General features: G+C 69.7%; 27 protein-coding genes. 3 read left to right on the plus strand and 24 right to left on the minus strand.

Annotated elements, in window-relative coordinates; all coding sequences use genetic code 11:
* Window positions 1–19: 19 nt before the first annotated feature.
* A complete protein-coding gene (locus ACSHWB_RS05250) occupies window positions 20–562 on the minus strand; it encodes a GNAT family N-acetyltransferase (RefSeq protein ID WP_439660958.1) in 543 nt (180 codons plus the stop codon).
* A 70-nt stretch (window positions 563–632) separates the two neighbouring features.
* On the opposite strand from ACSHWB_RS05250, the gene ACSHWB_RS05255 reads away from it, so the two are divergent.
* Window positions 633–1,838 (plus strand): winged helix-turn-helix domain-containing protein, encoded by a 1,206-nt coding sequence (locus ACSHWB_RS05255; RefSeq protein WP_439664521.1) that lies wholly within the window; start codon window positions 633–635, stop codon window positions 1,836–1,838.
* 79 nt (window positions 1,839–1,917) lie between these two features.
* On the opposite strand, the gene ACSHWB_RS05260 is transcribed toward ACSHWB_RS05255, so the two are convergent.
* The 20 genes from ACSHWB_RS05260 to rimP all read right to left on the minus strand — a co-directional run bounded on the left by ACSHWB_RS05260 (window position 1,918) and on the right by rimP (window position 21,789).
* Window positions 1,918–2,355 carry a tetratricopeptide repeat protein gene (locus ACSHWB_RS05260; protein ID WP_439660959.1) on the minus strand — a complete coding sequence of 146 codons (438 nt, stop codon included), beginning with the start codon at window positions 2,353–2,355 and terminating at the stop codon, window positions 1,918–1,920.
* Window positions 2,352–3,089, minus strand: coding sequence for a 4-hydroxy-tetrahydrodipicolinate reductase (dapB, locus tag ACSHWB_RS05265; protein ID WP_439660960.1), 738 nt, complete (start codon window positions 3,087–3,089; stop codon window positions 2,352–2,354). Before dapB ends, ACSHWB_RS05260 begins: the two co-directional genes overlap by 4 nt.
* Window positions 3,086–4,378: a M16 family metallopeptidase gene (locus tag ACSHWB_RS05270; protein ID WP_439664522.1), complete on the minus strand. Its 1,293-nt coding sequence runs from the start codon at window positions 4,376–4,378 to the stop codon at window positions 3,086–3,088. Before ACSHWB_RS05270 ends, dapB begins: the two co-directional genes overlap by 4 nt.
* 107 nt (window positions 4,379–4,485) lie before the next feature.
* A complete protein-coding gene (locus ACSHWB_RS05275; RefSeq protein ID WP_439660961.1) occupies window positions 4,486–6,732 on the minus strand; it encodes a polyribonucleotide nucleotidyltransferase in 2,247 nt (748 codons plus the stop codon).
* Window positions 6,733–6,962: 230 nt separating this feature from the next.
* Window positions 6,963–7,232: a 30S ribosomal protein S15 gene (rpsO, locus tag ACSHWB_RS05280; protein ID WP_045318466.1), complete on the minus strand. Its 270-nt coding sequence runs from the start codon at window positions 7,230–7,232 to the stop codon at window positions 6,963–6,965.
* Between the two features lie 125 nt (window positions 7,233–7,357).
* The gene (locus ACSHWB_RS05285; protein ID WP_439660962.1) at window positions 7,358–7,804 is read right to left on the minus strand and encodes a 2'-5' RNA ligase family protein; all 447 of its coding nucleotides are present in this window, start codon (window positions 7,802–7,804) and stop codon (window positions 7,358–7,360) included.
* Window positions 7,801–8,280, minus strand: coding sequence for a helix-turn-helix domain-containing protein (locus ACSHWB_RS05290; RefSeq protein WP_439664523.1), 480 nt, complete (start codon window positions 8,278–8,280; stop codon window positions 7,801–7,803). Before ACSHWB_RS05290 ends, ACSHWB_RS05285 begins: the two co-directional genes overlap by 4 nt.
* A gap of 84 nt (window positions 8,281–8,364) precedes the next feature.
* Window positions 8,365–9,297 carry a bifunctional riboflavin kinase/FAD synthetase gene (locus ACSHWB_RS05295; protein WP_439660963.1) on the minus strand — a complete coding sequence of 311 codons (933 nt, stop codon included), beginning with the start codon at window positions 9,295–9,297 and terminating at the stop codon, window positions 8,365–8,367.
* Window positions 9,298–9,349: 52 nt separating this feature from the next.
* On the minus strand, window positions 9,350–9,778 hold the full coding sequence (locus ACSHWB_RS05300) for a hypothetical protein (RefSeq protein ID WP_439660964.1): 429 nt from the start codon (window positions 9,776–9,778) through the stop codon (window positions 9,350–9,352).
* 15 nt (window positions 9,779–9,793) lie between these two features.
* Complete coding sequence (gene truB / locus ACSHWB_RS05305; protein ID WP_439660965.1) at window positions 9,794–10,681, minus strand: tRNA pseudouridine(55) synthase TruB; 888 nt, start codon at window positions 10,679–10,681, stop codon at window positions 9,794–9,796.
* Window positions 10,682–10,692: 11 nt separating this feature from the next.
* Window positions 10,693–12,018 carry an MFS transporter gene (locus ACSHWB_RS05310; RefSeq protein WP_439660966.1) on the minus strand — a complete coding sequence of 442 codons (1,326 nt, stop codon included), beginning with the start codon at window positions 12,016–12,018 and terminating at the stop codon, window positions 10,693–10,695.
* 132 nt (window positions 12,019–12,150) lie between these two features.
* Window positions 12,151–13,452, minus strand: a complete 1,302-nt coding sequence (locus tag ACSHWB_RS05315; RefSeq protein ID WP_439660967.1) for an MATE family efflux transporter — start codon at window positions 13,450–13,452, stop codon at window positions 12,151–12,153.
* Window positions 13,453–13,502: 50 nt separating this feature from the next.
* On the minus strand, window positions 13,503–14,636 hold the full coding sequence (locus ACSHWB_RS05320; RefSeq protein WP_439660968.1) for an ROK family protein: 1,134 nt from the start codon (window positions 14,634–14,636) through the stop codon (window positions 13,503–13,505).
* Window positions 14,633–15,619: a DHH family phosphoesterase gene (locus ACSHWB_RS05325; protein WP_439660969.1), complete on the minus strand. Its 987-nt coding sequence runs from the start codon at window positions 15,617–15,619 to the stop codon at window positions 14,633–14,635. The genes ACSHWB_RS05320 and ACSHWB_RS05325 overlap by 4 nt, the downstream gene beginning before the upstream one ends.
* A gap of 166 nt (window positions 15,620–15,785) precedes the next feature.
* On the minus strand, window positions 15,786–16,235 hold the full coding sequence (gene rbfA, locus ACSHWB_RS05330; RefSeq protein WP_439660970.1) for a 30S ribosome-binding factor RbfA: 450 nt from the start codon (window positions 16,233–16,235) through the stop codon (window positions 15,786–15,788).
* Between the two features lie 13 nt (window positions 16,236–16,248).
* Window positions 16,249–16,545 (minus strand): DUF503 domain-containing protein, encoded by a 297-nt coding sequence (locus tag ACSHWB_RS05335; protein ID WP_439660971.1) that lies wholly within the window; start codon window positions 16,543–16,545, stop codon window positions 16,249–16,251.
* 70 nt (window positions 16,546–16,615) lie between these two features.
* Entirely contained in the window at window positions 16,616–19,798 is a 3,183-nt protein-coding gene (gene infB, locus ACSHWB_RS05340) for a translation initiation factor IF-2 (protein WP_439660972.1), read from the minus strand.
* Window positions 19,799–19,885: 87 nt separating this feature from the next.
* Window positions 19,886–20,137 (minus strand): YlxR family protein, encoded by a 252-nt coding sequence (locus ACSHWB_RS05345; RefSeq protein WP_406601821.1) that lies wholly within the window; start codon window positions 20,135–20,137, stop codon window positions 19,886–19,888.
* A 117-nt stretch (window positions 20,138–20,254) separates the two neighbouring features.
* Window positions 20,255–21,268 carry a transcription termination factor NusA gene (nusA, locus tag ACSHWB_RS05350; RefSeq protein WP_439660973.1) on the minus strand — a complete coding sequence of 338 codons (1,014 nt, stop codon included), beginning with the start codon at window positions 21,266–21,268 and terminating at the stop codon, window positions 20,255–20,257.
* Complete coding sequence (rimP, locus tag ACSHWB_RS05355) at window positions 21,265–21,789, minus strand: ribosome maturation factor RimP (RefSeq protein ID WP_439660974.1); 525 nt, start codon at window positions 21,787–21,789, stop codon at window positions 21,265–21,267. Before rimP ends, nusA begins: the two co-directional genes overlap by 4 nt.
* Window positions 21,790–21,918: 129 nt before the next feature.
* Here rimP and ACSHWB_RS05360 point away from each other — a divergent pair, with 129 nt between their 5' ends.
* Both ACSHWB_RS05360 and ACSHWB_RS05365 read left to right on the plus strand, forming a co-directional pair.
* The gene (locus ACSHWB_RS05360; protein WP_439660975.1) at window positions 21,919–22,362 is read left to right on the plus strand and encodes a hypothetical protein; all 444 of its coding nucleotides are present in this window, start codon (window positions 21,919–21,921) and stop codon (window positions 22,360–22,362) included.
* Window positions 22,359–22,787, plus strand: coding sequence for a ferritin-like domain-containing protein (locus ACSHWB_RS05365; RefSeq protein WP_439660976.1), 429 nt, complete (start codon window positions 22,359–22,361; stop codon window positions 22,785–22,787). Before ACSHWB_RS05360 ends, ACSHWB_RS05365 begins: the two co-directional genes overlap by 4 nt.
* A gap of 6 nt (window positions 22,788–22,793) precedes the next feature.
* Here the strand turns inward: ACSHWB_RS05365 and ACSHWB_RS05370 are convergent, their stop codons facing one another.
* From ACSHWB_RS05370 to ACSHWB_RS05380, 3 genes are all read right to left on the minus strand, one after another.
* Window positions 22,794–23,507 (minus strand): hypothetical protein, encoded by a 714-nt coding sequence (locus tag ACSHWB_RS05370; protein ID WP_439660977.1) that lies wholly within the window; start codon window positions 23,505–23,507, stop codon window positions 22,794–22,796.
* A gap of 67 nt (window positions 23,508–23,574) precedes the next feature.
* Window positions 23,575–24,528 carry an aminotransferase class V-fold PLP-dependent enzyme gene (locus ACSHWB_RS05375; protein WP_439660978.1) on the minus strand — a complete coding sequence of 318 codons (954 nt, stop codon included), beginning with the start codon at window positions 24,526–24,528 and terminating at the stop codon, window positions 23,575–23,577.
* On the minus strand, window positions 24,521–24,985 hold the full coding sequence (locus tag ACSHWB_RS05380) for a DUF4442 domain-containing protein (RefSeq protein ID WP_439660979.1): 465 nt from the start codon (window positions 24,983–24,985) through the stop codon (window positions 24,521–24,523). Before ACSHWB_RS05380 ends, ACSHWB_RS05375 begins: the two co-directional genes overlap by 8 nt.
* Window positions 24,986–24,987 lie beyond the last annotated feature (2 nt).

Here is a 24,987-nt window from a genome sequence, read left to right on the forward strand (position 1 = left end):
GGCCGAGGCTACACACATCTCAGTCGGCGAGTCGGACCTCGAGCGGACCGGAGACCCTGACCTCTCTCAACGGACGCCCGCCTGCGTCCAACGTGCGCACAGTGCCATCACCCGTCCAGCCCAGTCGCTCGTAGAAGTTCCGCGACGCCTTGTCGGCCTCCGGCACCCACGCGATCCCGCGCGTGGCACCGGTCTCGCCGAGCCTCTTGGTCGCTTCCGCGACGAGCCGCGTGCCGTGCCCGCGCCGCCCCCAGCGGGGTTCCACGAGGACGCTCAGCAGCGCCGTGGTGGCGGCGTCCTCGGGAAGCGTCCCGTCCGCCTTGGCCACCTCCTCGTCAGGAGCCTTGCTGGCCACCACGAACCCGACGGTCCACTCCCCCTCGGTCGCTTTCAGCACCGCGCCGCTGCGGACGGCGAGAGCCCACGCGTCGTCGGCGTCGAGCGCGTCCAGCACCTCCGGCGGGAGCAGTTCGGCGTAGGCGAGCCGCCACGTCTCCCGATGGATGCGGACGATCTCCGAAAGGTCAGCAGCGGTGGCGATGTGCACGCCGGCGTCGGCCATAAACGCAGCTTATCGACGCCGCGTCGCGGAATTGTCAGGGGTGCGTGGCACCATCGGCGACGTGCAGAGGATGAGTGCGGACGTGGCCCGTCGAATCGCGCTGGGAGCCCAGGGCTTCACCGACCTGCGGCCGTCCGCCGCCACCCGCAGACACTTGCAGCGAGTCCTGTCCCGCGTGCAGCTGCTGCAGATCGACTCGGTGAACGTGGCCGTGCGCGCGCACTACATGCCGCTGTTCTCCCGCCTGGGCTCGTACGCGCCGTCCTTGCTGGACGAGGCCGCCTGGACGCACTCGCCGCGCAAACCCCGCATGCTCGTCGAGACCTGGGCACACGAGGCCTCGCTCGTCCCGGTAGCGGACTGGCCGCTGTTCCACTCGGGCGCGAAGAAGCGCGGCTGGTGGCAGAACTACCAGACGATCCTCGAACGCTCCCCTGCTCTGGTCGACGACGTGCTGGCCGCCGTGAAGGAACTGGGCCCCATCGGCGCCGGCACCCTGGAGAAGGCCCTCATGGGCGACCAGGGCCGCGCGAAGGGCCCGTGGTGGGACTGGTCCGAGGTCAAGCGCATCTGCGAGGTCCTCTTCGGCGTGGGCATCCTGACGACGGGCACCCGCCGTTCGTTCGAGCGCCTCTACGACCTGACCGAGCGCGTGATCCCGGCCGACGTCCTGTCCCAGAAGTGGACCCCGGACGAGGGCGCCCGCGAACTGGTGCTGCGTTCCGCCGTGGCGCTGGGCGTGGCCACCGAACCAGACCTGCGCGACTACTACCGCCTCGACCCCCGCCGCTCGCAGGCCGCCGTGGCCTCGCTGGTGGAGGACGGTGTGCTGGAACCGGTGGCCGTCGACGGCTGGCGCGGCGTCGGCTACCGGCACGTTGACGCGAAGGCGCCGCGGCGGGTCGTGGGGCGGGCGCTGCTGTGCCCGTTCGACCCGCTGATCTGGGAGCGGGCGCGGACCGAGCGGATCTTCGGGTTCCGGTACCGCATCGAGATCTACGTGCCAGAGCCCCGGCGGGTGCACGGGTACTACGTGTTCCCGTTCCTGCTGGACGGCTCGCTGGTGGCCCGCGTGGACATCAAGGCAGATCGGGCGGCCGGGGTGCTGCGGGTGCAGTCCGCGTGGGCCGAGGCCGGGGTGGAGCGGTCCCGGGTCGCGGTGGAGCTGGCCGCGGAGCTGCGGCACATGGCCGACTGGCTGGGGCTGGAGGACGTTCTGGTGGTGCAGAAGGGGGACCTGGCGGCGGAGCTGATCGCGGCCGTGGTCAACGGATAGCCGCTGTCTCAGGCTGACGCAGGGGTCCCCTCGAACCGGGAACCCCTGCATCACAACGTACTCAGCACCCCCGACAAGATCAGGCGTGCAGCTCGATCGCCTTCCGCATCGTCTCGCGCGCCCGCCCGCGGTCCCCCGCGATGTCGTACGCGTAAGCCAGCCGGAACCACGCCCGCCAGTCCTCGGGCGATGCCTCGACCTCGGCCCGCCGCTCCTCGAACCACGAGTCGGCGGCATCCCGGTCCACCCGCCCGGACGGCCGGCGCGGCAGGTGCGAGACGTCCGGCAGCAGCCCGTCCGCGTCCAGCTCGCGGGCCATCTTCTCGGTCTCCCACCCGAACCGCAGGTTGGAGTACACGAGCCAGACCCCGAGCAGCGGCAGGATCAGCACGCCGACGCCGAGGAGCACACCGACCACCTCGCCGGTCCGCAGCAGTGCCACGGCCCGGCCGGTGAGCAGGACGAAGTAGACCGCGAGAGCCGCGATCAGCACCCCGACGGTGATGCGGACCTTCACAGGTCGAGGTACTTGTCGAGGCCGACGGCGAGCCCGGGGCGACCCACGATCTCCCGCACGCCCAGCACCACGCCGGGCATGAAAGAGGTGCGGTGCAACGAGTCCTGCCGCAGCGTCAGGGTCTCGCTCTCCCCGCCGAACACGACCTCCTGGTGCGCGATCATGCCGGAGATCCGCAGCGAGTGGACCCGCACACCGTCGATAACGGCACCGCGCGCGCCCGGCTCCTCCTGCGTGGTCGCGTCGGGCATCGGGTCCATTCCGGACCGAGCCGCCGCGATCAGGCGGGCGGTGTGCGCGGCCGTGCCCGACGGGGCGTCGGCCTTGCGCGGGTGGTGCAGCTCGATGATCTCGGCCGACTCGTAGTAGCGCGCGGCGATCTCCGAGAAGCGCATCAGCAGCACGGCGCCGATGCCGAAGTTCGGGGCCACCAGCACGCCGACGGAAGGCTGCGAGGCGAGCAACGCCTCCACCGCGTCCAGCTTCGGCTGGTCGAAGCCGGAAGTGCCGACCACGCAATGGATTCCGGCGCCGATGCAGAACTCCAGGTTCCCCATCACGACGTCGGGGTGCGTGAAGTCGACGACGACCTGCGCGTCGGCGTCCACCAACGCCTGCAACGGGTCGTCGGCGTCGATGGCCGCCACGACCTCCATGTCCTTCGCGGCCTCGACCGCGCGGACCACCTCGGCGCCCATGCGGCCCCGCGCGCCGAGAACTCCGACGCGAATCATGCAATCACCTCGTGTACCTGGTCCGGCAGATCGTCGGCGTGATCGTAAGGGCCGACCACCGCCGCGGCGGTGGGGCGGCGCAGCAGATCACGTGCGAGCAACGCCACTTCGTCGGCCGACACCGCGTCGATGCGCGCCAGCGTGTCCTCCACGCTGAGGTGGTCGCCGTAGTTCAGCTCGGACTTGCCGATGCGCGACATCCTGGAGCTGGTGTCCTCCAGGCCCAGCACGAGCGCACCGCGCAGCTGTCCCTTGCCGCGCGCCACCTCCGCATCCGACAGGCCGCCGCGGGCGACGTCCACGAGCACCTCGCGGATGACGCCGGCGGTCTCGCCGAGCCGGTCCGGCTGGCAGCCCGCGTAGACGGCGAACGTGCCGGTGTCCGCGTAGAGCCCGACCGACGAGTACACCTGGTACGCCAGGCCTCGCCGCTCGCGCACTTCCTGGAACAGCCGGGAGCTCATGCCGCCGCCGATGGCCGCGTTCAGCACGTTCAACGCGAACCGGCGCTCGTCGTGGCGGTCGATCCCGCGCATGCCGAGCATCAGGTGCGCCTGCTCGGTGTCGTCGGTGTGCAGCACCAGTTTGCGGGCGTCGGCGATGCGCGCGCGGCCCGCTCGTGGCGCGACCGCGCTGCCCTCCCGCGACAGCCGGTCGCCGATGGCCTTGCGCACCAGCCGCATCACGTGCGCGTGCTCGATGTTGCCCGCGACGGAGAACACCATGCGCGGCAACGTGTAGCGCTTCTTGTAGAACGAGTAGAGCGCGTCACGTTCCATGTCCTGAATGGACTTCTCGGTGCCGAGAACGGGACGCCCCAACGCATGCCCGCCGAACAACGCCTCGGTGAACGCGTCGTGCAGCAGGTCTTCCGGGTCGTCGTCGCGCATCGCGATCTCTTCGAGCACGACACCGCGTTCGGTCTCGAAGTCACGCGGGCCGCAGATCGCCTCGAACACCACGTCCGCCACCAGGTCCACCGCCAACGGCAGGTCCTCGTCGAGGACGTGCGCGTAGTAGCAGGTGTGCTCCTTCGCGGTGAACGCGTTCAGCTCGCCGCCGACCGCGTCGATCTCCTCCGCGATGGCCGCCGCCGTTCGCCGCGAAGTCCCCTTGAACAGCAGGTGTTCCAGGTAGTGCGCGGCACCGGCGACCTCAGGCCGCTCGTCCCGCGAGCCGACCTGCACCCACAGCCCGACCGAGGCGGACCGCACGCTCGGGATGCGCTCGGTGATGACCCGCAGGCCCGACGGCAGCATGCTGCGCCGCACCTCGGACCCCGCGGACATCTCGAGCACCCGCGTGCTGCCCGGCTTCTGCAGGTGCCCCAACGTGTGAGTACGCGGACGGCCGCGGGTGGATGCACCCGCGGCCGTCACGTTGTTGTCAGTCGTGCTCACTGCGCGGGAGCCGCCTCAGCGGCCTCGGTGGCCTCGACGGCCTCCGGGGCGTCAGCCGGCTTCGCGGCGTCGTCCTCGTTCACGACGACGAGGCTGATCTTGCCGCGCTGGTCGATGTCGGCGATCTCGACGCGGAGCTTGTCGCCGACCTTGACGACGTCCTCCACCTTCGCGATGCGCTTGCCGTTGCCCAGCTTCGAGATGTGGACGAGACCGTCCTTGCCGGGCAGCAGCGAGACGAACGCGCCGAACGCCGCGGTCTTCACCACGGTGCCCAGGAAGCGCTCGCCGACCTTCGGCAGCTGCGGGTTCGCGATCGCGTTGATCATGCCGATCGCGGCCTCGGCCGAGGGGCCGTCCGCCGCACCGACGTAGATCGTGCCGTCGTCCTCGATGGAGATGTCGGCACCGGTCTGCTCGGTGATCGAGTTGATCATCTTGCCCTTCGGGCCGATGACCTCGCCGATCTTGTCGGTCGGGATCTTGACCGACGTCACGCGCGGAGCGAAGGCGCTCATCTCGTCCGGGTCGGAGATGGCCTCGGCCATGACCTCCAGGATGGTGTAGCGCGCGTCGCGGGCCTGGCCCAGCGCCGCCGCCAGCACCTCGGACGGGATGCCGTCGAGCTTCGTGTCGAGCTGCAGCGCCGTCACGAACTCCTTGGTGCCCGCGACCTTGAAGTCCATGTCGCCGAACGCGTCCTCGGCACCGAGGATGTCGGTCAGCGCCACGTAGCGGGTCTCACCGTCGACCTCGTCGGAGACGAGACCCATCGCGATGCCGGAGACCGGCGCCTTCAGCGGGACACCCGCGTTGAGCAGCGACAGCGTCGAGGCGCAGACGGAGCCCATGGACGTCGAGCCGTTGGAGCTCAGCGCCTCGGACACCTGGCGGATCGCGTAGGGGAACTCCTCGCGCTTGGGCAGCACGGGCATGATCGCCCGCTCGGCCAGCGCGCCGTGGCCGATCTCGCGGCGCTTCGGCGAACCCACGCGGCCGGTCTCACCGGTCGAGTAGGGCGGGAAGTTGTAGTGGTGCAGGTAACGCTTGTGCGTCTCCGGGGCGAGCGAGTCGATCTGCTGCTCCATGCGCAGCATGTTCAGCGTGGTGACACCCAGGATCTGGGTCTCGCCGCGCTCGAACAGCGCCGAACCGTGCGTCCTCGGGATCACGGCCACCTCGGCACCGAGGTCACGGATGTCCGTGAGGCCGCGGCCGTCGATGCGGACCTTGTCGCGCAGGATGCGCTGGCGCACGAGCTTCTTGGTCAGCGAGCGGAACGCGGCGCCGACCTCCTTCTCGCGACCCTCGAACTGCTCGGCCAGCTTCTCCAGCGTGGCGGCCTTGACCTCGTCGAGCTTCGACTCGCGCTCGGCCTTGCCCGCGATGGTCAGCGCCTGCGCCAGCTCGCCGGAGGCGGAGGCCTCGACGGCCTCGAACGCGTCGGCCTGGTAGGCCGGGTACGTCGGGTACTCGCCGGTGGCCTTCGCAGCGACCTGGGCGAGCTGCGCCTGGGCCTCGCAGAGGACCTTGATGAACGGCTTGGCGGCCTCGAGACCGGCGGCCACGACCTCTTCGGTCGGGGCGGTGGCGCCCTCGGCGATCATGTCGATCACGTTGTCGGTGGCCTCGGCCTCGACCATCATGATCGCGACGTCGCCGGAGTCGACCACGCGGCCCGCGACGACCATGTCGAACACGGCCTTCTCGAGCTGCTCGTAGGTCGGGAAGGCGACCCACTGGCCCTCGATGAGCGCCACGCGGACGCCACCGATCGGGCCGGAGAACGGCAGACCCGCGAGCTGCGTCGACGCGGACGCGGCGTTGATCGCCACGACGTCGTACAGGTCCTTCGGGTTCAGGCTCATCACCGTGATGACGACCTGGATCTCGTTGCGCAGACCGTCCACGAAGGACGGGCGCAGCGGACGGTCGATCAGGCGGCAGGTGAGGATGGCGTCCGTGCTGGGACGGCCCTCACGCCGGAAGAACGAGCCGGGGATGCGGCCCGCTGCGTACATGCGCTCCTCGACGTCCACCGTGAGGGGGAAGAAGTCGAAGTGCTCCTTGGGGTGCTTCGACGCCGTCGTGGCGCTCAGAAGCATGGTCTCGTCGTCCAGGTACGCCACCACGCTGCCGGCGGCCTGACGCGCGAGGCGCCCGGTCTCGAAGCGGATGGAGCGCGAGCCGAACTTGCCGTTGTCGATAACGGCAGTCGCCTCGTGGACCTCGATGTCCGTCATTTACTTGTTACTCCTCGTCTTTTGGACACCGCTCACGCGTTTTGACGAGGCCGGTCTTCGATCGAAGTCCCCTGGGGCGTTTCCACCAGGAGGCCACTACCGAGGACCGGCGTAGAAACTGCTTCGCGCGATGCGGGTCCTGTTTGTTCCTCTTTGCAACCAGGGATCTGTATACACCTGGTTGTACGCCGAGGGGGAGTGACCGGCCGGTCACTCCCCCTCGGCAAGTATCACCTGCGCAGACCGAGGCGCTGGATCAGCGCGCGGTAGCGGTTGATGTCCACCTTGGTCAGGTAGTTCAGCAGACGGCGGCGACGGCCGACCATCAGCAGAAGACCACGGCGGGAGTGGTGGTCGTGCTTGTGCTGCTTCAGGTGCTCCGTGAGGTCAGCGATGCGCTTGCTCAGGAGGGCCACCTGGGCCTCGGTGGAGCCGGTGTCCGAGTCGTGCAGACCGTACTCACCGAGGATGGACTTCTTCTGATCCGTGGACAGTGCCACTAGGTACTTCTCCTACTTGTTCAGGTCCGTGCGGCCCCGTCCGCCGAATTGCTGGCCGGGGTAGCCGGTACTGGCCGCCACGGACCGCAGCCAGACCCAACTGCGAAGGCTATCAGGCACACCGCTCAGCGGCGCGCTGACGTGCGCAACCCCACCCGATCCAGGGGTGTGTGGACGCCGTCGGCGCTGCTCACGAGCACTGCCTCGGACGGCTGCCACGGGCTGCCGAGGAACTCCGGCATCGCCTGTCCCCCGTACCCGTACGCCACCGTCAAGTGCGCGAACCAATTGTCGTCCGCGCCCGCCGCCCTTGCCAACTGATTTAAATCGCCGTGAACACCAGCCCACAGAACCCTGCCGCGGAAGTCGCTGAAATTCTTGAGGCGAAGTTCCGGCACCTCATGACCCTCGAGGGCTTTGAAACGTTCCTCATCAGCGGTTTCGCCGTGGAAGCACAACGTGATGTGCCACTTCTCCTGCTTCGTCCACTGCAGATCGAGACCGCGGTCCAACACGGCGTCGAGTTCGTCCACGACGTACCGCGGCGGGTAGATCGCGGTGAAGAACTTCACCTCGTGGCGGCCCGGATGGCTCGGCGGAACAGCTCGGCGATCGCGGGGAAGTCCTCGTGCAGGAGGTCGGCGGCCTGCTGGAGCTCGACCCGGTCCGCGACGCGGCGCAGCACCGGGTACGCGACGCTCTCGTCCCCGTTGACCGGCAACGAGTCGCGCGACACCGTCGGCTTGGACTCGCGCACGTCGTCGAGCGCGCGCTGCAACGCCTCCGGCGCCCCGGTCGCCACGTCCGGCGTGAGGATCTTGCGCTCGAGCATGATCATCCGAGCGAGCACGGACGGGTTGCCGATCTTGGCGCGCCGCCCGCTCATCACCTGGCTGAGCATCGGCGCGCTGATCCCGAGCACGTCCGCGAGCTGCGCCTGGGACACGTTGAAGGCCACGACCAGCCGCCGCACGCGGTCACCCAGCGGCTCCCCGTACCACTCCCGTTGCAGGGCGAGGTTGCGCTGAACGATCTTGTGGTCCTCCACCATGGCCTCTCCGGTAGCCAGCTCTGAGACCCGCATCCTGCCAGGCCGCGGACGCACGGACGTCCGCTTCGCCCAATCTGACGGTCACGAGTCGGTCAGCAGTTCCCTCGTTCGGTCTACATCTCGATGCATTTGTTCGAGCAGCGCCTCGACGGAGTCGTACTTCTCCATCTCGCGCAGCCTCTCGACGAAGTCGACGGCCACGCGCTGCCCGTAGTAGTCCTCGTCCACGTCGAGCACGAACGCCTCGACGCGGCGTTCCCTGCCGGAGAAGGTGGGATTGGTCCCCACCGACACCGCGGCCTTGAGCGTCTTGCCCTTGGCGTCGGTGAACCAGCACGCGTAGATGCCGTCCGCCGGCACAGCGGCGAACTTGGGCGTGGACAGGTTGGCCGTCGGGAACCCGAGGTCCTTGCCGCGCCCGTCACCCTTGACGACGATCCCCTCGAGCCGGTGCGGCCGGCCCAAAGCCTCCGCCGCCGCCTTCACGTCACCGGCGTCGATGCACGCCCGGATGTAGGTGGACGAGTACGTCACCTCGTCTGCGGACACCAGATCAGCCCCCTCGGTCACGAATCCGAACCGCTGCCCGAGCTGGCGCAGCATCTCGACGTTACCGGCCGCCTTGTGCCCGAAAGTGAAGTTCTCACCCACTACGACAGCCGCCGCGTGCAGCTTCTCGACCAGCACCTCGTGCACGAACTGGTCGGCGGGCATCCGGCTGGTCTCCAGGCTGAACGGCACCACCACGAAGTGGTCCACCCCCAGCTGCTCGACCAGCTCCGCCCGCCGCCGCAACGTGGTGAGCTGCGCGGGATGGCTACCGGGCCGCACCACCTCGGACGGGTGCGGGTCGAACGTCATCAGCACGCTCGGCAGACCACGTTGCCGCGCGAGCTCGACGGCACGCCCGATCAGGGCCTGATGGCCTTTGTGGACACCGTCGAACACGCCGATGGTCACTACGCGGCGGCCCCAGCCGCCGGGGAGGTGATCTAGTCCGCGCCAGCGTTGCACGGTGATCAGCCTACGACCACGGCCGAGGCAGCCGCGGGTGACGTCCCGATAGCTAGCCCGCGAACACCAGCCTGTTCGCACCGTTGAACTCGATCAGCCTCGTGAAGTCGGGCTCGTCCTCGCCCGCCACGCTCCGGACGGCGCACATGTACCGGCTGCCGGGAGCCTTCCAGTAGAGCTGGTCGAACTCGTTCGCCACGAACGCGGCATCCGCGACCAGGCCCGGTTCGGACGGCGAGTACAGGACGAACAGCCGCCGGACGTCCGGCCACCTCGACGCCATCAACTCCGGCACCGGATCCGAGCCGGGGTCCTCGAGGTCGACGAGCTGGTGCTCAACGCCGTTCCAGTCCAGGCTGAAACCCTTCCAGGCAAGCCCTTTCAGGTGTGCGCCGAAGTCCTGCGACCACTGTGCGGGGGCGACCACCAGACCGTGTTGCCGGATGAGCTCGGCCACGTGATCGGCTTCGATGTACGTCATCGTGATCCGGTCCCGTCAGCCCGCCGGGCTCAGCACCACCACGGCCTTGCACGCCGTGCCCTCGTCCTTGACCAGCGCGATGACGTGCCCATCGGGCCCGAACACCCCGTAGGTCCCCTCGATCCCACCCGAGCGCAGCCGCTGCCCGTGCGACAGCGCCGAAGCCTCGGTCGGATCGATCTCCCTGCGCGGGAACGCCGTGGCCACCGCGGCGTCCAGGTCGAGCGACAGGCCGGGCGTCTCCTCCAGCTGCGCCAGCGTCTTGGCCACGCGCAGGTCGAACGGGCCGACCCTGGTGCGGCGCAACGCACCCAGGTGTCCGCCTACGCCCAGGGCGGCGCCGAGGTCGCGGGCCAGCGCGCGGACGTAGGTGCCGGACGAGCACTCGACCATCACGTCGAGGAGGACCTGCTTGTCCTCGCGGCGGGAGAACAGCACGTCGAACCGGTGCACGGTCACGGGGCGTGCGGGGATCTCGACTTCCTCGCCGGCGCGGACGCGGGCGTAGGCGCGCTTGCCATCGATCTTCACCGCGGAGACCGACGACGGCACCTGCTGGATCGGGCCGGTCAGCTTCGCGATCTCGGCTGCGATGGCGTCGTCGGAGACACCGGAGGCGTCCTCAGTGGACAGCACCTCGCCCTCGGCGTCGTCCGTGGTGGTGGACGCGCCGAGCACGATCGTGGCGAGGTAGGCCTTGCTGTCGAGGGCGAGGTGGCCGAGGAGCTTCGTGGCTCGTTCGATGCCCAGCACGAGCACGCCGGTCGCCATCGGGTCGAGCGTGCCCGCGTGTCCTACCTTGCGGGTGCCGAGGATCCTGCGCACACGCGCCACCACGTCGTGCGAGGTCATGCCGTCCGGCTTGTCGACGACGACCAGGCCCGGTGCAACAGAGGGTTTCACGCCGCAGAAGCTTAAGCGACGTGCAGAGCGTCCCAGCGACGGCGCCTGATCTGCACCGGCACCGTCTCGCCGCGCTCCTCCGCCTCGAACACGGCGGCACGTGCGCGACGCCACCACACGAGCATCCGCCAGCCGCCCACCACGAGCACCAGCACGCAGAAGCTCAGGGCGATGCGGAACGCGGAGGCAGGCGCCATGACGCCCTCGAAGAGGTCGAGCAGCACACCTACGCCCAGCGCGGTCACGGTCACGGCGAGGAAGCCGCCGACGTTGACCAGGCCACTGGCCGTGGACTGGCGATGCGACGGGTTGTAGTCACGGGCCAGAGCGAACGCCACGCCCGAGATCGGCCCGCCCACGGTCAGGACGAGGAACACGACCGCGATGACCGGCGTCGGCACGTGCCCGCCCGGCCACAGCAGCAGCACTCCCCACCCGGTGAACGCGAAGGCCAGGAACCCGACCGAGATCGGCATGCGCCACTCGGGGTTGCGCGAGAACAACCCGCCGATGATCGGGCTCGCGACGATCGCGCCGATGACGAGCAGTCCGAGCGTGGAGGACGCTGCCTTGGGAGACATGCCCTGCGCCTGCACCAGGTACGGGTACCCCCACAGCAGGCCGATGACGGCGGGCGTCGACATGGTGCTGAAGTGCGCCCAGAAGCCGAGCCGGGTGCCGGGCACGCTCCACGCCTGCCGCACCTTCGGCCAGATCCTGCGCAGCGGCACGGGTTCCGGCTTCGGCGCCACGAACCCGGTGGGCACGTCGCGCACCCGCAGGAACGCCACGACCGAGTACAGCGCGGTGATCCCGCCCGCGATGAGGAACGCCCACGTCCACCCGATCGAGCCGAGCATGAGCGTCAACGGCACCGTGGCGACGAGGTTGCCGACACCGCCGATCGCGGCGGTGACCGCGACGACGAGCGAGTACTGGCGCGGCGGGAAGTGGGTGGCGACCAGGCGGATCACGCTGATGAACGTCATCGCGTCGCCCATGCCCAGCACGGCTCGTGCGGTGAGCCCCAGCGCGTAGGAGTCGGCGATGGCGAAGAGCAGCTGGCCCGTGCCCATGAGCAGGGCGGCGACGGTGAGCACGCGGCGCGGCCCGTAGCGGTCCACGAGCAGGCCGGTGGGAATCTGCATGAGGGCGTAGACACCGATCTGCAGCACGGTGAACACACCGAGCTGAGCGGGTCCGAGCCCGAAGCGTTCGCTCGCCTCCAGTCCGGCCACGCCGAGCGTGGTGCGGTGGAACAGGGCGGCGAAGTAGACGAAGACGGCGGTGGTCCAGATCAGCCACGAGGTTCGGGTGGCGCGATCGACCGGTGGCAAGACGGCACTCTCCCAGGTCAGAGGCGGCGGATATTAGTTACATCGCCTAAACAACCTTCTTGGTAACGGTTTCATGCCGTGAGGTCGCACACAGCGCCCGTTCGGGGCTTCGTGCCGTGGGACTGCTCACACCTACCGGACCGCGCCCTCGACCGCCCACGCCCCCGACCGCGTGCGCCACACGACGGCCAGGAGTCGCAGCACCATGAACGCCGACAACCCCGTCCAGATGCCGACGAGTCCCCACCCGAACGCGTACGAGGCCCACACGAGCGGCAGGAACCCGATCACCGCCGACCCGAGCGTGGCCGTGCGCATGAACTTCACGTCACCGGCGCCCAGCAGCACACCGTCCAACGCGAACACCACGCCCGCGATCGGTTGCAGCGCAACGAAGAACCACCACGCGTTCGGGATCTCGGACAGCACGCCGGCGTCCGTCGTGAACGCCCGCGGCAGCACGGTGAACAGCGCCGCGAACACGACCCCGAGCCCGATGCCGAACACCAGCCCGTACCGCGTGATCTGCCACGCGAGCTTCTCCGCGGTCCTGCGCTTCGACGCCCCCAGCGCCGCACCCACGAGCGACTGCGCGGCGATGGCCAACGAGTCGAGCACTAGTGCGAGGAACGTCCACAGCTGCAACACGACCTGGTGCGCGCCCAACGCCCCGACGGACGTCCGTGCGGCCACAGAGGCCGCGCTGATGAAGCACGCCTGGAACGCCAAGCTCCGCAACACCAGATCGCGCCCCATGCCGAGCTGCGCACGCATGGCAGTCCACTGAGGCTTCAACGACACGTGCTCCGCGAACAGCGCACGGAAGAACAACCCGGCCGAGAGCACCTGTGCCACCACGTTCGCCACGGCGGAGCCCTCAAGCCCCCAGTCCGCGCCGTACACGAGCGCAGGACACAACACCGCGCTGATGCCGTTGCCGATCAGGATGTACTTCAACGGCCGCTTGGTGTCCTGAACGCCGCGCATCCACCCGTTGCCGGCCATCGTGACGAGGATGAACGGCGCACCGAACAACGCGATGCGCACCCACTCCACCGCCGCGTCCGCCACGGCACCAGGCCCGGCGAGCAGCTCCGCCAACGGCCGCGCGAACAACTGCCCCAGCAGCACCACGAGCACACCGGCCGCCAACGCCAGCCACGTCGCCTGAACGCCCTCCTCGACGGCCTCCTGACGACGCCCAGCCCCGTGCAACCGGGCCGTGCGCGCCGTCGTGCCGTACGACAGGAACGTCAGCTGTGTCGACACCTGCGTGAGCAGCACACCGCCGAGCGCGAGCCCGGCGAGCGGCAACGCCCCGAGGTGCCCGACCACGGCGGTGTCGACGAGCACGTACAACGGCTCGGCCGCCAGCACCCCGAGTGCGGGTACCGCCAGCCCGATCACCCGCCGAGCGGGAACCCGATCCTCCACCCGATGAACCTATGCGCCCCCAGCCGCCAACGTGCGGTGATGGCGGCCACTCACGACCGTTGGGGCAGCCCGAACACCTGCTCGCGCGCCACCGCGAGCGCCGAGTGCAGCGCACCGGAGCGCACCGGGTTCGCGGTGATCTGCGCCAGGTACACCGGCGTCCGCGGCACGACGAGCTTCAACAGCTCGGCAGCCACCAGATCGCACAACGTCTCGCCGCCCGCGTGCGCCACCCCACCGGACAGCAGCACGAGCTCGGGGTCGAGCACGCACACGACGTTCGCGAGCCCGAGCGCTATGCGGTGTGCCAGCACCGTGAGGAACGCCCGTCCGTCGGTGCCCGCGTTGAGCGCGTGCGCCACCGCTTCCAGGCCGGACGACTCGGAGATCCCGTGCTCGGCCGCCAGCGCGATGATCGCCTCGTTGTCGACCTGGTCGCCGTAGCGGCCGCCGGGCACCTGCATCGAGTCGATCTCGCCCGCTCCGCCCGTGACGCCGCGCAGCAGCACGCCGTTGACCACGACCGCCGACCCGATCTCGTCCGCGGGCCAGAACAGCACGAAGTTGCGCACCCCCGCCGCCTTGCCGGAGCTCATCTCCTCCAGCGCGGCGAGGTTGATGTCGTTCTCGATCGACACCGAGGTGCCGAGCAGCTCGCGCAACGTCGACGGCAGGTCGACGTCCACCAGCCCCGGCAGGTGCGGCGCGAACCCGAGGTGCCCGGTGGACGGGTCCACCGCACCTGGCGTACCTACGACGACGTGCGACAACGCGTCGAGCTTCAGCCCGGCCAGCGCCGCCGCCTTCTGCACGGTCTCGCGGAAGACCCGGAGCGAGTTCTCCTTCGGCATCGGCGCGCTGTGCTCGGCCAGCAACGAGCCGGTGATGTCCGCGATGGCCACGTCGATCAGGTCGGCCGTCAGCGCGACCGCCGCCACGTACCCGACGCCGCCGTTCACGGCCCACATCTGCGCCCGAGGCCCGCGCCCGCCACCGCGCAGCCCGGTGCGGACGACCATGCCGTCCTCTTCGAGCCGCGCCAGCAGCTGGGCGGTCGCGGGCTTGGACAGACCGATGACCTCTTCCAGCTCCGCCCGCGTCATCGCCCCGCTGCGCAGCAACGTCTCGATCGCGGCCCGGTCGTTGATCTCCCGCAGCAGCCGCGGGCTTCCTGTCCGTGTCATGACCCCACCTGCTCCAACGCGCCCTTCAGCGCGGCGACGACCTGCTCGGCGGTGCCGGCGAAGGTGAACCCGGCCGCCAGCCGATGCCCGCCGCCCCCGAGCACCTGTGCCACCTCCCGAACGTCGACCCGGCTCACGGCCCGCAGCGACACGGACCAGAACCCGGGCTTGAGCTCCTTCAGCACGGCAGCGACCTCGGCCTCGGCGGTGGAGCGCACGACGTCGATCACGCTCTCCACCTCCTCGCTGCGGACACCGCGAACGTCCTCGATGCTCACGACGGCATGCGCGAGCCCCAGGCCGTGCGCGGCCTCCTGGTCGAGCTCCGCCTTGGCCAGCACACGCGACAACATGCCGAGGTACGCGAACGGATGCGCGTCCATCAGCGGCCGCGTGACGGCGTACGCGTCCACTCCGGTCTCCAGCAGCCGCGCGGCGGTGTGGTGCGCCTCGGGCCCGGCCTTGCGGAAGCCTCCGGTGTCGGTCACGAGCCCCGCGTAGATGCAGCGCGCGATCGGCTCGTCGACCTCGACGTCCATCTCGTCGAGCAGCTTCAACGCGATGAGCGCCGTGGCTTCCGCGTGCTCGTCGATGCAGTGCAACGTCCCGTAGCGCGTGTTCGACACGTGGTGGTCGACGACGATGACGGGCCCGCGGCAGTTCGCCACGCGGTCACCCAACGGTCCGAGCCGCTCCAGGCTGCCCGTGTCCATGACGACCAGCAGCTCGGGCTCCTGCGGCACCTCGTCGCGATGAACGAGCAGCCCGGCGGTGTCCAGCGCCTTGAGCGACTCGGGCACGGTCTCCGGTTCGCCGAAGGCCACGCGCACCGCCACTCCGCGCCGGTGCAGCGCGAGCCCCACCGCCAGAGCACTCCCGAGCGTGTCAGCGTCGGGGTTGATGTGACTGAGGAGGGTCACATCACGGGCGCCGGCCAGTAACCGCGCGGCCTCGGCGATGGTGGTGCTCAGGTCGTCTGCCACAGGGAGACGTTAGCCGCTCACCGTCTCGAAGTGCTGTACGGCACCCTCAGACAAGACAGTTTCCATCCAATTTCAGCGCGAGTGTGCCAAGTGGACCATCCGCGCAGACCGAAGGGCGGACACGGTTCACCGTGTCCGCCCCTGGTCACAACAGTCCGACGAGGACTCAGTCCTCGTCTTCGTCCTCACGCGGCGCCTTGTACGGGTCGGCGTCGCCGGCGGGAGCAGCTCCCACCGCGCGCCGAGCCACCTCGGCGTCCGAGGCCTGAGCCTTGGCGAGCAGCTCTTCCATCTTCCGCGCCTCGTCCGGCACGGTGTCGGTCATGAACGTCAGCGTGGGCGTGAAACGCACCCCGGTCTGCGCTCCGACCATGGATCGAAGCACACCCTTGGCACTCTCCAGCGCCAGCGCGGCACCCACGAAGTCGGGCTCGACGTCCAGCCGCTCACCGAGAACGGTGTAGTACACAGTCGCGTCGTGCAGGTCGCCGGTCACCTTGGTGTCGGTGATCGTGACCCGCGCCAGGCGCGGGTCCTTGACCTCGTGCTCAAGAGCCGAAGCGACGATCTGCGAGATCCGCTTGGCGAGCTTGCGGGCACGTGCCGTGTCGGCCACGAGCCTCCCCTTCCTAGTCGTCCTCCGGCCCGACGAACCTTGTCCGGGTGGAGAGCAGTTCCAGTTCGGGACGTCCGGCGACCAGCCTTTCACAGCCGGCGAGAACGTCCCTGACGTGCTCCAGGTCTGCGGCGACGGCCGCGACCCCGATCAAGCTGCGCCGATGCAGGTCGAGATGACCCGCTTCGGAGACAGCGACCTCGAAGCGCTTGCGCAGCTCGGCCACCAGGGGCCGCACCAGCGAGCGCTTCTCCTTCAACGAGTGGACGTCGCCCAAGAGCACGTCCAGTTCCAGAGCCCCCACGTACATGGGCAAGATCCTCCAGAAGAAAAGGGTGCGGAGCCACCGGTTAAACGGCTCCGCACCCCTCATCTACCGACTAGGCGCGCGGCTTCTCGCGCATCTCGAAGGTCTCGATGATGTCTTCCAGCTTGAGGTCGCTGTAGTTGCCGAGCGTGAGACCACACTCGAAACCTTCGCGGACCTCGGTGGCGTCGTCCTTGAACCGCTTGAGCGAGCTGATCGGGAGGTTCTCCGCGATCACCTTGCCGTCACGGAGCAGGCGAGCCCTGGCGTTGCGACGGATCTCGCCCGACAGGACCATGCAACCCGCGATCGTGCCGACCTTGGAGGACTTGAAGACGTCGCGGATCTCGGCGCGGCCGAGCTGGACCTCTTCGTACTCCGGCTTGAGGAGACCCTTGAGGGCCGCCTCGATCTCGTCGATCGCCTGGTAGATGACCGTGTAGTAGCGCACGTCGACGCCCTCGCGGTTCGCGAGCTCGGTCGCCTTGCCCTCTGCCCGGACGTTGAAGCCCAGGACGATGGCGTTACCGGCCACGGCGAGGTTGATGTCGCCTTCGGTGATGCCACCGACACCGCGGTGGATCACGCGCAGCTCGACGTCGTCGCCGACCTCGATCTTCATGAGCGCGTCCTCGAGGGCCTCGACGGTACCCGAGTTGTCACCCTTGATGATCAAGGTGAGAGCGCTGGTTTCCTTGAGCGCTGCGTCCAGGTCTTCCAGGCTGACGCGCTTGCGCTTCGCCGCGTTGGCGGCGTTGCGGGTGCGGGCCTGACGACGCTCGGCGATCTGGCGGGCCACCCGGTCCTCGTCGACGACGAGGAACGAGTCACCGGCGCGCGGCACCGAGGTCAGACCGATGACCTGCACCGGACGCGACGGGGTCGCGACGGTGACGTCATCGCCGTGCTCGTCGACCATGCGGCGGACGCGACCGTACGCGTCACCCGCGACGATCGAGTCGCCAACGCGGAGCGAACCGCGCTGGACGAGCACCGTGGCGACCGGGCCGCGGCCGCGGTCGAGGTGAGCCTCGATCGCGACACCCTGGGCCTCCATGTCCGGGTTGGCCCGGAGGTCCAGCGAGGCGTCGGCGGTCAACAGGATGGCCTCGAGGAGGCTGTCGATGTTGATGCCCTGCTTGGCCGAGATGTCGACGAACATGGTCTCGCCGCCATATTCCTCGGCGACGAGGCCGTACTCCGTCAGCTGCTGGCGGATCTTGGAGGGGTTCGCACCCTCCTTGTCGATCTTGTTGACCGCGACCACGATCGGCGCCTGAGCGGCCTGCGCGTGGTTGATGGCCTCGACCGTCTGCGGCATCACGCCGTCGTCAGCGGCGACGACGATGACCGCGATGTCGGTCGCGTTCGCACCACGAGCACGCATGGCGGTGAACGCCTCGTGACCCGGGGTGTCGATGAAGGTGATGAGGCGCTCGTTGCCCTCGAGCTCCGTCTGCACCTGGTAAGCGCCGATGTGCTGGGTGATGCCACCGGCCTCGCCCTCGTGCACCTTCGCCTTGCGGATGGTGTCGAGGAGTCGGGTCTTACCGTGGTCGACGTGACCCATGACGGTCACGACCGGCGGACGGATCTGCAGGTCGTCCTCACCGCCGGCGTCCTCGCCGTAGGTGATGTCGAACGTCTCGAGCAGCTCGCGGTCCTCCTCCTCGGGGGACACGACCTGCACGACGTAGTTCATCTCGGAGCCGAGCAGCTCCAGGATCTCGTCGGACACCGACTGGGTCGCCGTGACCATCTCGCCCAGGTGGAAGAGCACCTGCACGAGCGACGCCGGGTTGGCGTTGATCTTGTCGGCGAAGTCGGTCAGCGAGGCACCGCGCGGGAGGCGGATCGTCTCGCCACTGCCCTTGGGCAGGCGGACGCCACCGACCGAAGGCGCCTGCATGTTGTCCATGTACTCCTGGCGCTTCTGCCGCTTGGACTTGCGTCCACGACGCGCCGGACCACCCGGACGACCGAAGGCACCAGCGGTACCGCCGCGACCTGCGCCGCCGCCACCACCGGGACGACCGCGGAAACCGCCGCCACCACCGGCAGGTGCACCGCCGCCTGCGCCGCCGCCACCGCCGGGACGGAAGCCGCCACCGCCGCCACCGCCGCCACCGGGACGGAAGCCGCCGCCACCGCCACCGCCGCCACCGGGACGGAAGCCGCCACCGGCACCGCCGCCACCGCCGCCGCCGCCGCGGAAGCCGCCGCCACCGCCGCCGCCCCCACCGGGACGACCGCCGCCACCGCCGCCCCCACCGGGACGGCCACCGCCGCCACCGCCGGGACCAGGCCGGTTACCGGCCGGACGGTTGCCCGGCATCATGCCGGGGTTCGGCCGCGGGGGCATGTTGCCCGGGTTGGGACGGGGACCGCCCTGACCGGGGCCGGGACGACCGCCACCCTGTGCGGCTGCCGGACGCTGACCACCCTGACCAGGCGCACCACTCGGACGAGGGTTCGCAGGACGCGGGTCGCCGGGCTTCGGGCCGGAAGGGCGCTCGCCCTGCTCCGGACGCGGGCCGGGGCGGGGCCCCGGACGCGGCGAGGGGGCGTTGCCGCCACCGACACCGAAGGGGTTGTTGCCCGGACGAGGGGCGCGCGGGCCAGCAGGCTTGGGAGACTGCGTGCGCGGCGGCACCACGGACGGGGACTGCTGTGCACCGGCGGCCGCGGCGGGAGCCTGCGGCTGCTGGGGCTGTTCTGGCTGCTGCGGTGCCGGGCGCGGGCCGGGACGCGGGCCGCCACCGGGCTTGGAGCCACCGGGTGCCGGGGCAGCCTTGGGGGCTGCCGGTGCCGACGCGGCGGGTGCCGGTGCGGCGGCCGGAGCCTGGGGCTGCACGGGGGCGGGTGCCTGCTCCGCGGGAGCCGGGGCCTGCGCGGCAGGAGCTGCCGGTGCGGGCTTCGGTGCCGGCGGGCGCGGGGCGGCCGGACGCGGTCCGGGCATGCCCTTGGGCGCAGCGGGCCTGTTGTCGGAAGCTGCCGGCTTGGACTCCGCCGGTGCGGCGGGCGCTGCGGCAGCAGCGGGTGCGGGTGCCTTCGGCTTCGGAGCGGCCGGCTTGGGAGCCGACGGCTTCGAGGACTTGGCTTCGTAGGCGTCACGAAGCCGCCGGGCCACGGGGGCCTCGACGGTCGAGGACGCGGACTTCACGTACTCGCCCTGTTCGGCGAGCTTGTTCAGAACTTCCTTGCTCGTAACACCAAGCTCTTTTGCGAGCTCGTGCACGCGGGCCTTGCCTGCCACTGCTCTCCTAGGTCGTGAGGCCGGCGGGCAAGTCCCATCGACCTCGTCTTAACGTCGCGCGTTCATGTCTTCAGCTTCACGGCTGACTCATGACGGGTCGACCTGCTTCCTTGATGCTTGCTGGCCGCGGGGCTGTCCCGAGGCCAAGTTCCCTTGCTGCTGCTCCACGTGCTCGCGCAGCGAAGCGACGTCGAGTGCTCCCTGGACCTTGAAGGCCCGCGAGAACGCCCGTCGCCGCTCGGCGTTGCGGAGACATTCGAGATCGAAATGCAACCAAGCACCCCGACCAGGAAGCCGCCGACGGACGTCCGGAACCACCGAACCGTCCACCGCGACCACACGCAGCAGCTCAGACGGCAACGCTCGGGTACGGCATCCAATGCACGTACGAACAGGGCCGATGTGCTGGGAAACCGATCCCGACGTTGAACCGTTGATAATTCTATCCCCTGGAGCTCACTCAGCCGAACCAGATGTGACCGCACCGGCGGCCGGAGCCTCCGCGTCACTGCGGATGTCGATGCGCCAGCCCGTCAGACGGGCGGCCAGGCGGGCGTTCTGGCCCTCCTTGCCGATCGCCAGCGAGAGCTGGAAGTCCGGCACCACGACACGGGCCGTCTTGGCCCGCTCGTCGAGCACCTTCACCGACACAACCTTCGCTGGTGACAATGCATTCCCGACGAAAGTGGCCGGGTCGTCGGAGTGGTCGATGATGTCGATCTTCTCGCCACCGAGCTCGTGCATGACGTTGCGCACACGGGCTCCCATGGGGCCGATGCAGGCGCCCTTGGCGTTCACTCCGGCAACCGTTGATTTCACCGCGATCTTCGAACGGTGACCTGCCTCACGTGCCACCGCGGGGATCTCCACGGTGCCGTCCGCGATCTCCGGGACCTCGAGGGCGAACAGCCGCCGCACGAGGTTCGGGTGCGTCCGGGACAGGGCGATCTGCGGGCCGCGCGCGCCGCGGGAGACGCTCACGACGTAGCACTTGATGCGCTCACCGTGGTTGTACTGCTCGCCCGGCACCTGCTCGGCCGGCGGCAGCACGCCCTCGGTGTCGCCGACCTGCACGACGACCATGCCGCGGGCGTTCGCACGGGCGTCGCGCTGGACGACACCCGCGATGATCTCGCCCTCCTTGGCGGCGAACTCACCGAACGTGCGCTCGTGCTCGGCGTCGCGCAGGCGCTGCAGGATGACCTGACGCGCCGTCGTGGCCGCGATGCGGCCGAAGCCCTCCGGAGTGTCGTCCCACTCCTCCCGGACCGCGCCGTCCGGCGCGATGTCCTGCGCGATCACGCGCACGACCCCGGTCTTGCGGTCGATCTCCACCTTCGAATGCGTGGCATGCCCTTCGGTGTGCTTGTAGGCGGTCAGCAGTGCTGACTCGATCGCCTCCAGGACCGTCTCGAAGGGGATGTCCTTTTCACGTTCGATCGCCCTCAGGGCGGCGATGTCGACGTTCACCTCGGCTCCTCCTTCGGTGCTCTCCGAGTGAGCCGAGCCAGTTCCTCGACCGGCGGCTGCTTGAACTCGATCTCCATGACCGCGCGTTCGATGTGCCGGAACTCCACGCGTCGCAGCTCGTCCTTGTGCAGCAGCTCGACACCGGTCTCGTCGCACTCGCCGACCCGGCCGAACCACTCGGCCTGGTCGGGCTGCTTGATCTTCACGAGACGCAGGTGAGCGCGCTTCCAGTGGCGCGGGCGCGTCAGGGGACGGTCGACACCCGGCGAGGTGACCTCGAGGGTGTACGGCCCGTTGATGATGTGGTCGTGCTCGTCGAGTGCGGCGGAGACCACGCGGCTCGCCTCGGCGACCTCGTCGAGACCGATCCCGTCCTCGCCGTCCACGACCACTTTGACCAGACGGCGGCGCCCAGCCTGATTCACGTCGAGCGCGTCGAGGTCGAAGCCGGCGGCTTCGAGAGCTTCCCGCACAACGGGTGCTAGCTGCGCGGAAAGCTCTCCGCGCGGCGGGCTGGACACGTGGTGTCTCCTTCAGTTCGAACGCATGAAAACCCCGGCCGACGGTATTTTCGGCGGCCGTGGACGACCAGACTATCTCCTTCGCCCGGCTCCCACCGCGCCGCACGCCTGCTGGCAATATGGGTCGGCGTGATCTCCGAATCGGTCAGCCGCCGTCGCGTGCTGTTCGCGGTGGCCGCCGCACCGCTCGCCGTCGCGTGCACCGCCGAACCACCGCCGCCACCACCGCCTGACCCGCTGTCGGCGCTCGCGGCGCAGGCCCGCGCGGACGCCAAGCTGGCCCAGACGCTGACGACGGTGCCCGCCGCGGCGGAGATCGCGAAGGCCCGTGCGACGCACGCCACGGTGCTGCAGGCGGAGGTCGACCGCGAACGCCCGCCGCTGTCGTCCACGGCACCGCCCGCGCCCACGACGCCGCCCACCCCGCCGGACCCGCTGGCCGCCCTGCGCACCTCGCTCGACGACGCCGTCCGCGAGGCCTCGGCGATCGTCGCCAAGCTGCCCGCCTACCGCGCCGGTCTCGTCGGCTCCGTGGCCGCCGGCTGCGCCTCGCTGCGGGAGGTGCTCGCATGAGCGTCGAGTCCGTCCAGACCGCGCTCGGCACCGAGCACGCGGCGTTGTGGACCTACGGCATGGTGTCGGCGTTCCTGGGCGACCAGTCCGCGGCCGTCGCGGAGGGTGCGAACCTGCACCGCGCGCGCCGGGACACGACCGAGCGCTGGCTGCGCGATCACGGCAGCACGCCGAACCCGCCCGCGGCCGCCTACCTGCCGCCCTCGCCGGTGTCCGACGGGCCTTCCGCGGTGGCCGCGCTGGTGGCCGTCGAGCAGGACACCTGTGCCGCGTGGCGCGGTGTGCTCGAACGGACCGACGACCCCGCGCTGCGCACGTCCGCGCTGGAGGCGTTGACCACGGCCGCCGTGCGGGCGACGCGGTGGCGCAAGGCCGCCGGGACGAACCCGGCATCGATCACGATGCCGGGTGTCGCCTCGGGTTAGTCCCGATCAGCTGCCGAAGGCGGACGCGAGCCTGATGGCGTCCGCGGAGACCTTCTTCATCTCCTTGTTGTGCGCGAGCGCGTCGGAGCCCTTGGTCGGCGAGTCGGACTCGACGATCACGACCAGCTGGTCGCGTTGCTCGGAGGCGTACCCGCCGTTGGCCAGCGTGGTCAGCGGCGGCACGCTGATGGCCTTGTCCAGCACCAGGTCCTTGACGTTGCCGGTGCCGTCCTTCTGGGTCAGCTCGCGCAGCTGCCGCGCCTCGTCCGCCGTCTTCATCTTCACGACGGAGACCGACGAGTACACGGTGCGGCCGTCCGGCAACTTGGCCGTGTAGAACGCACGCGTCAGCTGGAGACACGGCGTCGTCTTGAAGAACGCCTGCGTCTGGCTCGTCGCGTGGGCAGCGCAGTCGCTGTCCTTCACCGGTTCCGGCAGCTCCGGCACGGTGGTGAACTCGAACTCCCCCGCGGTCTTCTGCGGTTGCGCGACCTGCTGGTCGACCGGGTTCGACGGCTGCAACACCCACCACACGAACCCCGACACCACCGCGACGCCGACCAGTGCCAGCGCCTTGCCCACCCACGTCGACCTGCGTTGGGGCGGAGGCGGAGGCGGCTGCTGGCCCTGGCGGTTGTCCATGATCGACTGCAGCTTCACGAGCTCGTCGGCCGGGTACAACGGCGCGGTGTCGGTGGGCCTCGGCGGGAAGCGAGGCATGTTCTGGGTCACCTCTTCAGGTGACTGGCGTGGTTCCGACACAAGGACCCACGGTAACGGACGGCAGTCAGACGAGCGCTTCGAGCACCCGGTCAACGTCCTCGATCGTGTTGTACAAGTGACACGCATACCGTGTGCGACCTGCGCGAACCGAGGAGACGACCCCCTGAACGGGTGGCTTGCCGACTGAGACGATCGCCGAGCCGTTGGGCGGCAGCCCCAGACCGGCCAGGAGGCGATCCGTCAGGTTCACGCAGTGCGCGCGCACGGCCCCGAGGTCCAAAGAGGCCACCCACGGCAGCGCGACCGCCGCACCGACGTGCGAGAACCACGTCGGCGACAGGTCGAACCGCCGTGCATCCGAACGGAGCGCGAGCTTGGTGCCGTAGTTCTCGCCGGTGCTGTACCAGTTGGCCGCCAACGGCTTGAGGAACTCCATCCGGTCCGGCCGCACCGCCATCCAGGCCGCGCCACGCGGTGCCATCAGCCACTTGTAGGCCACACCGACAACGAAATCGGCCCACGCCAACGACAACGGGTGCCACCCGGCGGCCTGCGACACGTCGAGCAGCACCGGTTTGCCCGAGGCCCGCAACGCGGCGAGGTCCGCGATCCTCCCGTCGGCCGACTGCACGACGCTGACGGCCACGAGGTCGCACTCGTCCACTGTGGACACGATCTGGTGTCCGGCGGCGACGAACGGCAGCGTGACGCTGGTGAAGTCGCCGGGGTCGGCGAAGACCTTCGACCCGGCCGGCAGCGACTGCGCGACGAGCGAGGTGAACTGCGAGACCGTGGCGCCACAGGCGACCGACGCAGCGGGAACGCCGATCAGCCGCCCGAACGCCTCGCGCGAGGTCTCCACTGCGTCGTTGAACGTGGACGACGTGTCCAGGCCGCGCCGCCACCGGTCGTGCGAGGCCGCGACGGCGTCGGCGACGTGCCGCGGGGGCACGCCGATGGACGCCGTGTTCAGGTAACCGGGCCCGACGTCGAAGACCGCCCCGAAGGCCTCACGCATGCGCGAGCTGCTTGTCGCGCTTGCGGCGCGCGTAGACCTGCTTCTTCACCCGTGCGATCACGGCCCCATCCTGCCCGACGACGTCCGTCTCGAACCAGATCAGGGCCTTCTCGCCGCCGCTGGTCTGCTCCAGCACCTGGTCGACGTGCTCGTCGGTCAGCCGGAACTCGGCGGTCACCGTGCCGCGGCCCGGCGCGACGAACTCGATCCCACCGGCCTGGTCCCACACGACGTGCTGGCCCTTGAGCTGGTTGAACAGCAGCAACACCCAGAACGGGTCGGTCATCGCGAAGAGCGACCCGCCGAAGTGGGTGCCGAAGAAGTTGCGGTTCCACGGGCGCAGGCGCATCCGCACCCGCGCGTACCGGTAGTCCGGCGAGATCTCCTCGACTCGGATGCCGGCGAACAGGAACGGCGGCCACAGGTTCATCCCGAGGCGCAGGCGGCTTGCCTTCATAA

This window comes from Lentzea sp. HUAS TT2, assembly GCF_051853195.1.
GTDB lineage: Bacteria > Actinomycetota > Actinomycetes > Mycobacteriales > Pseudonocardiaceae > Lentzea.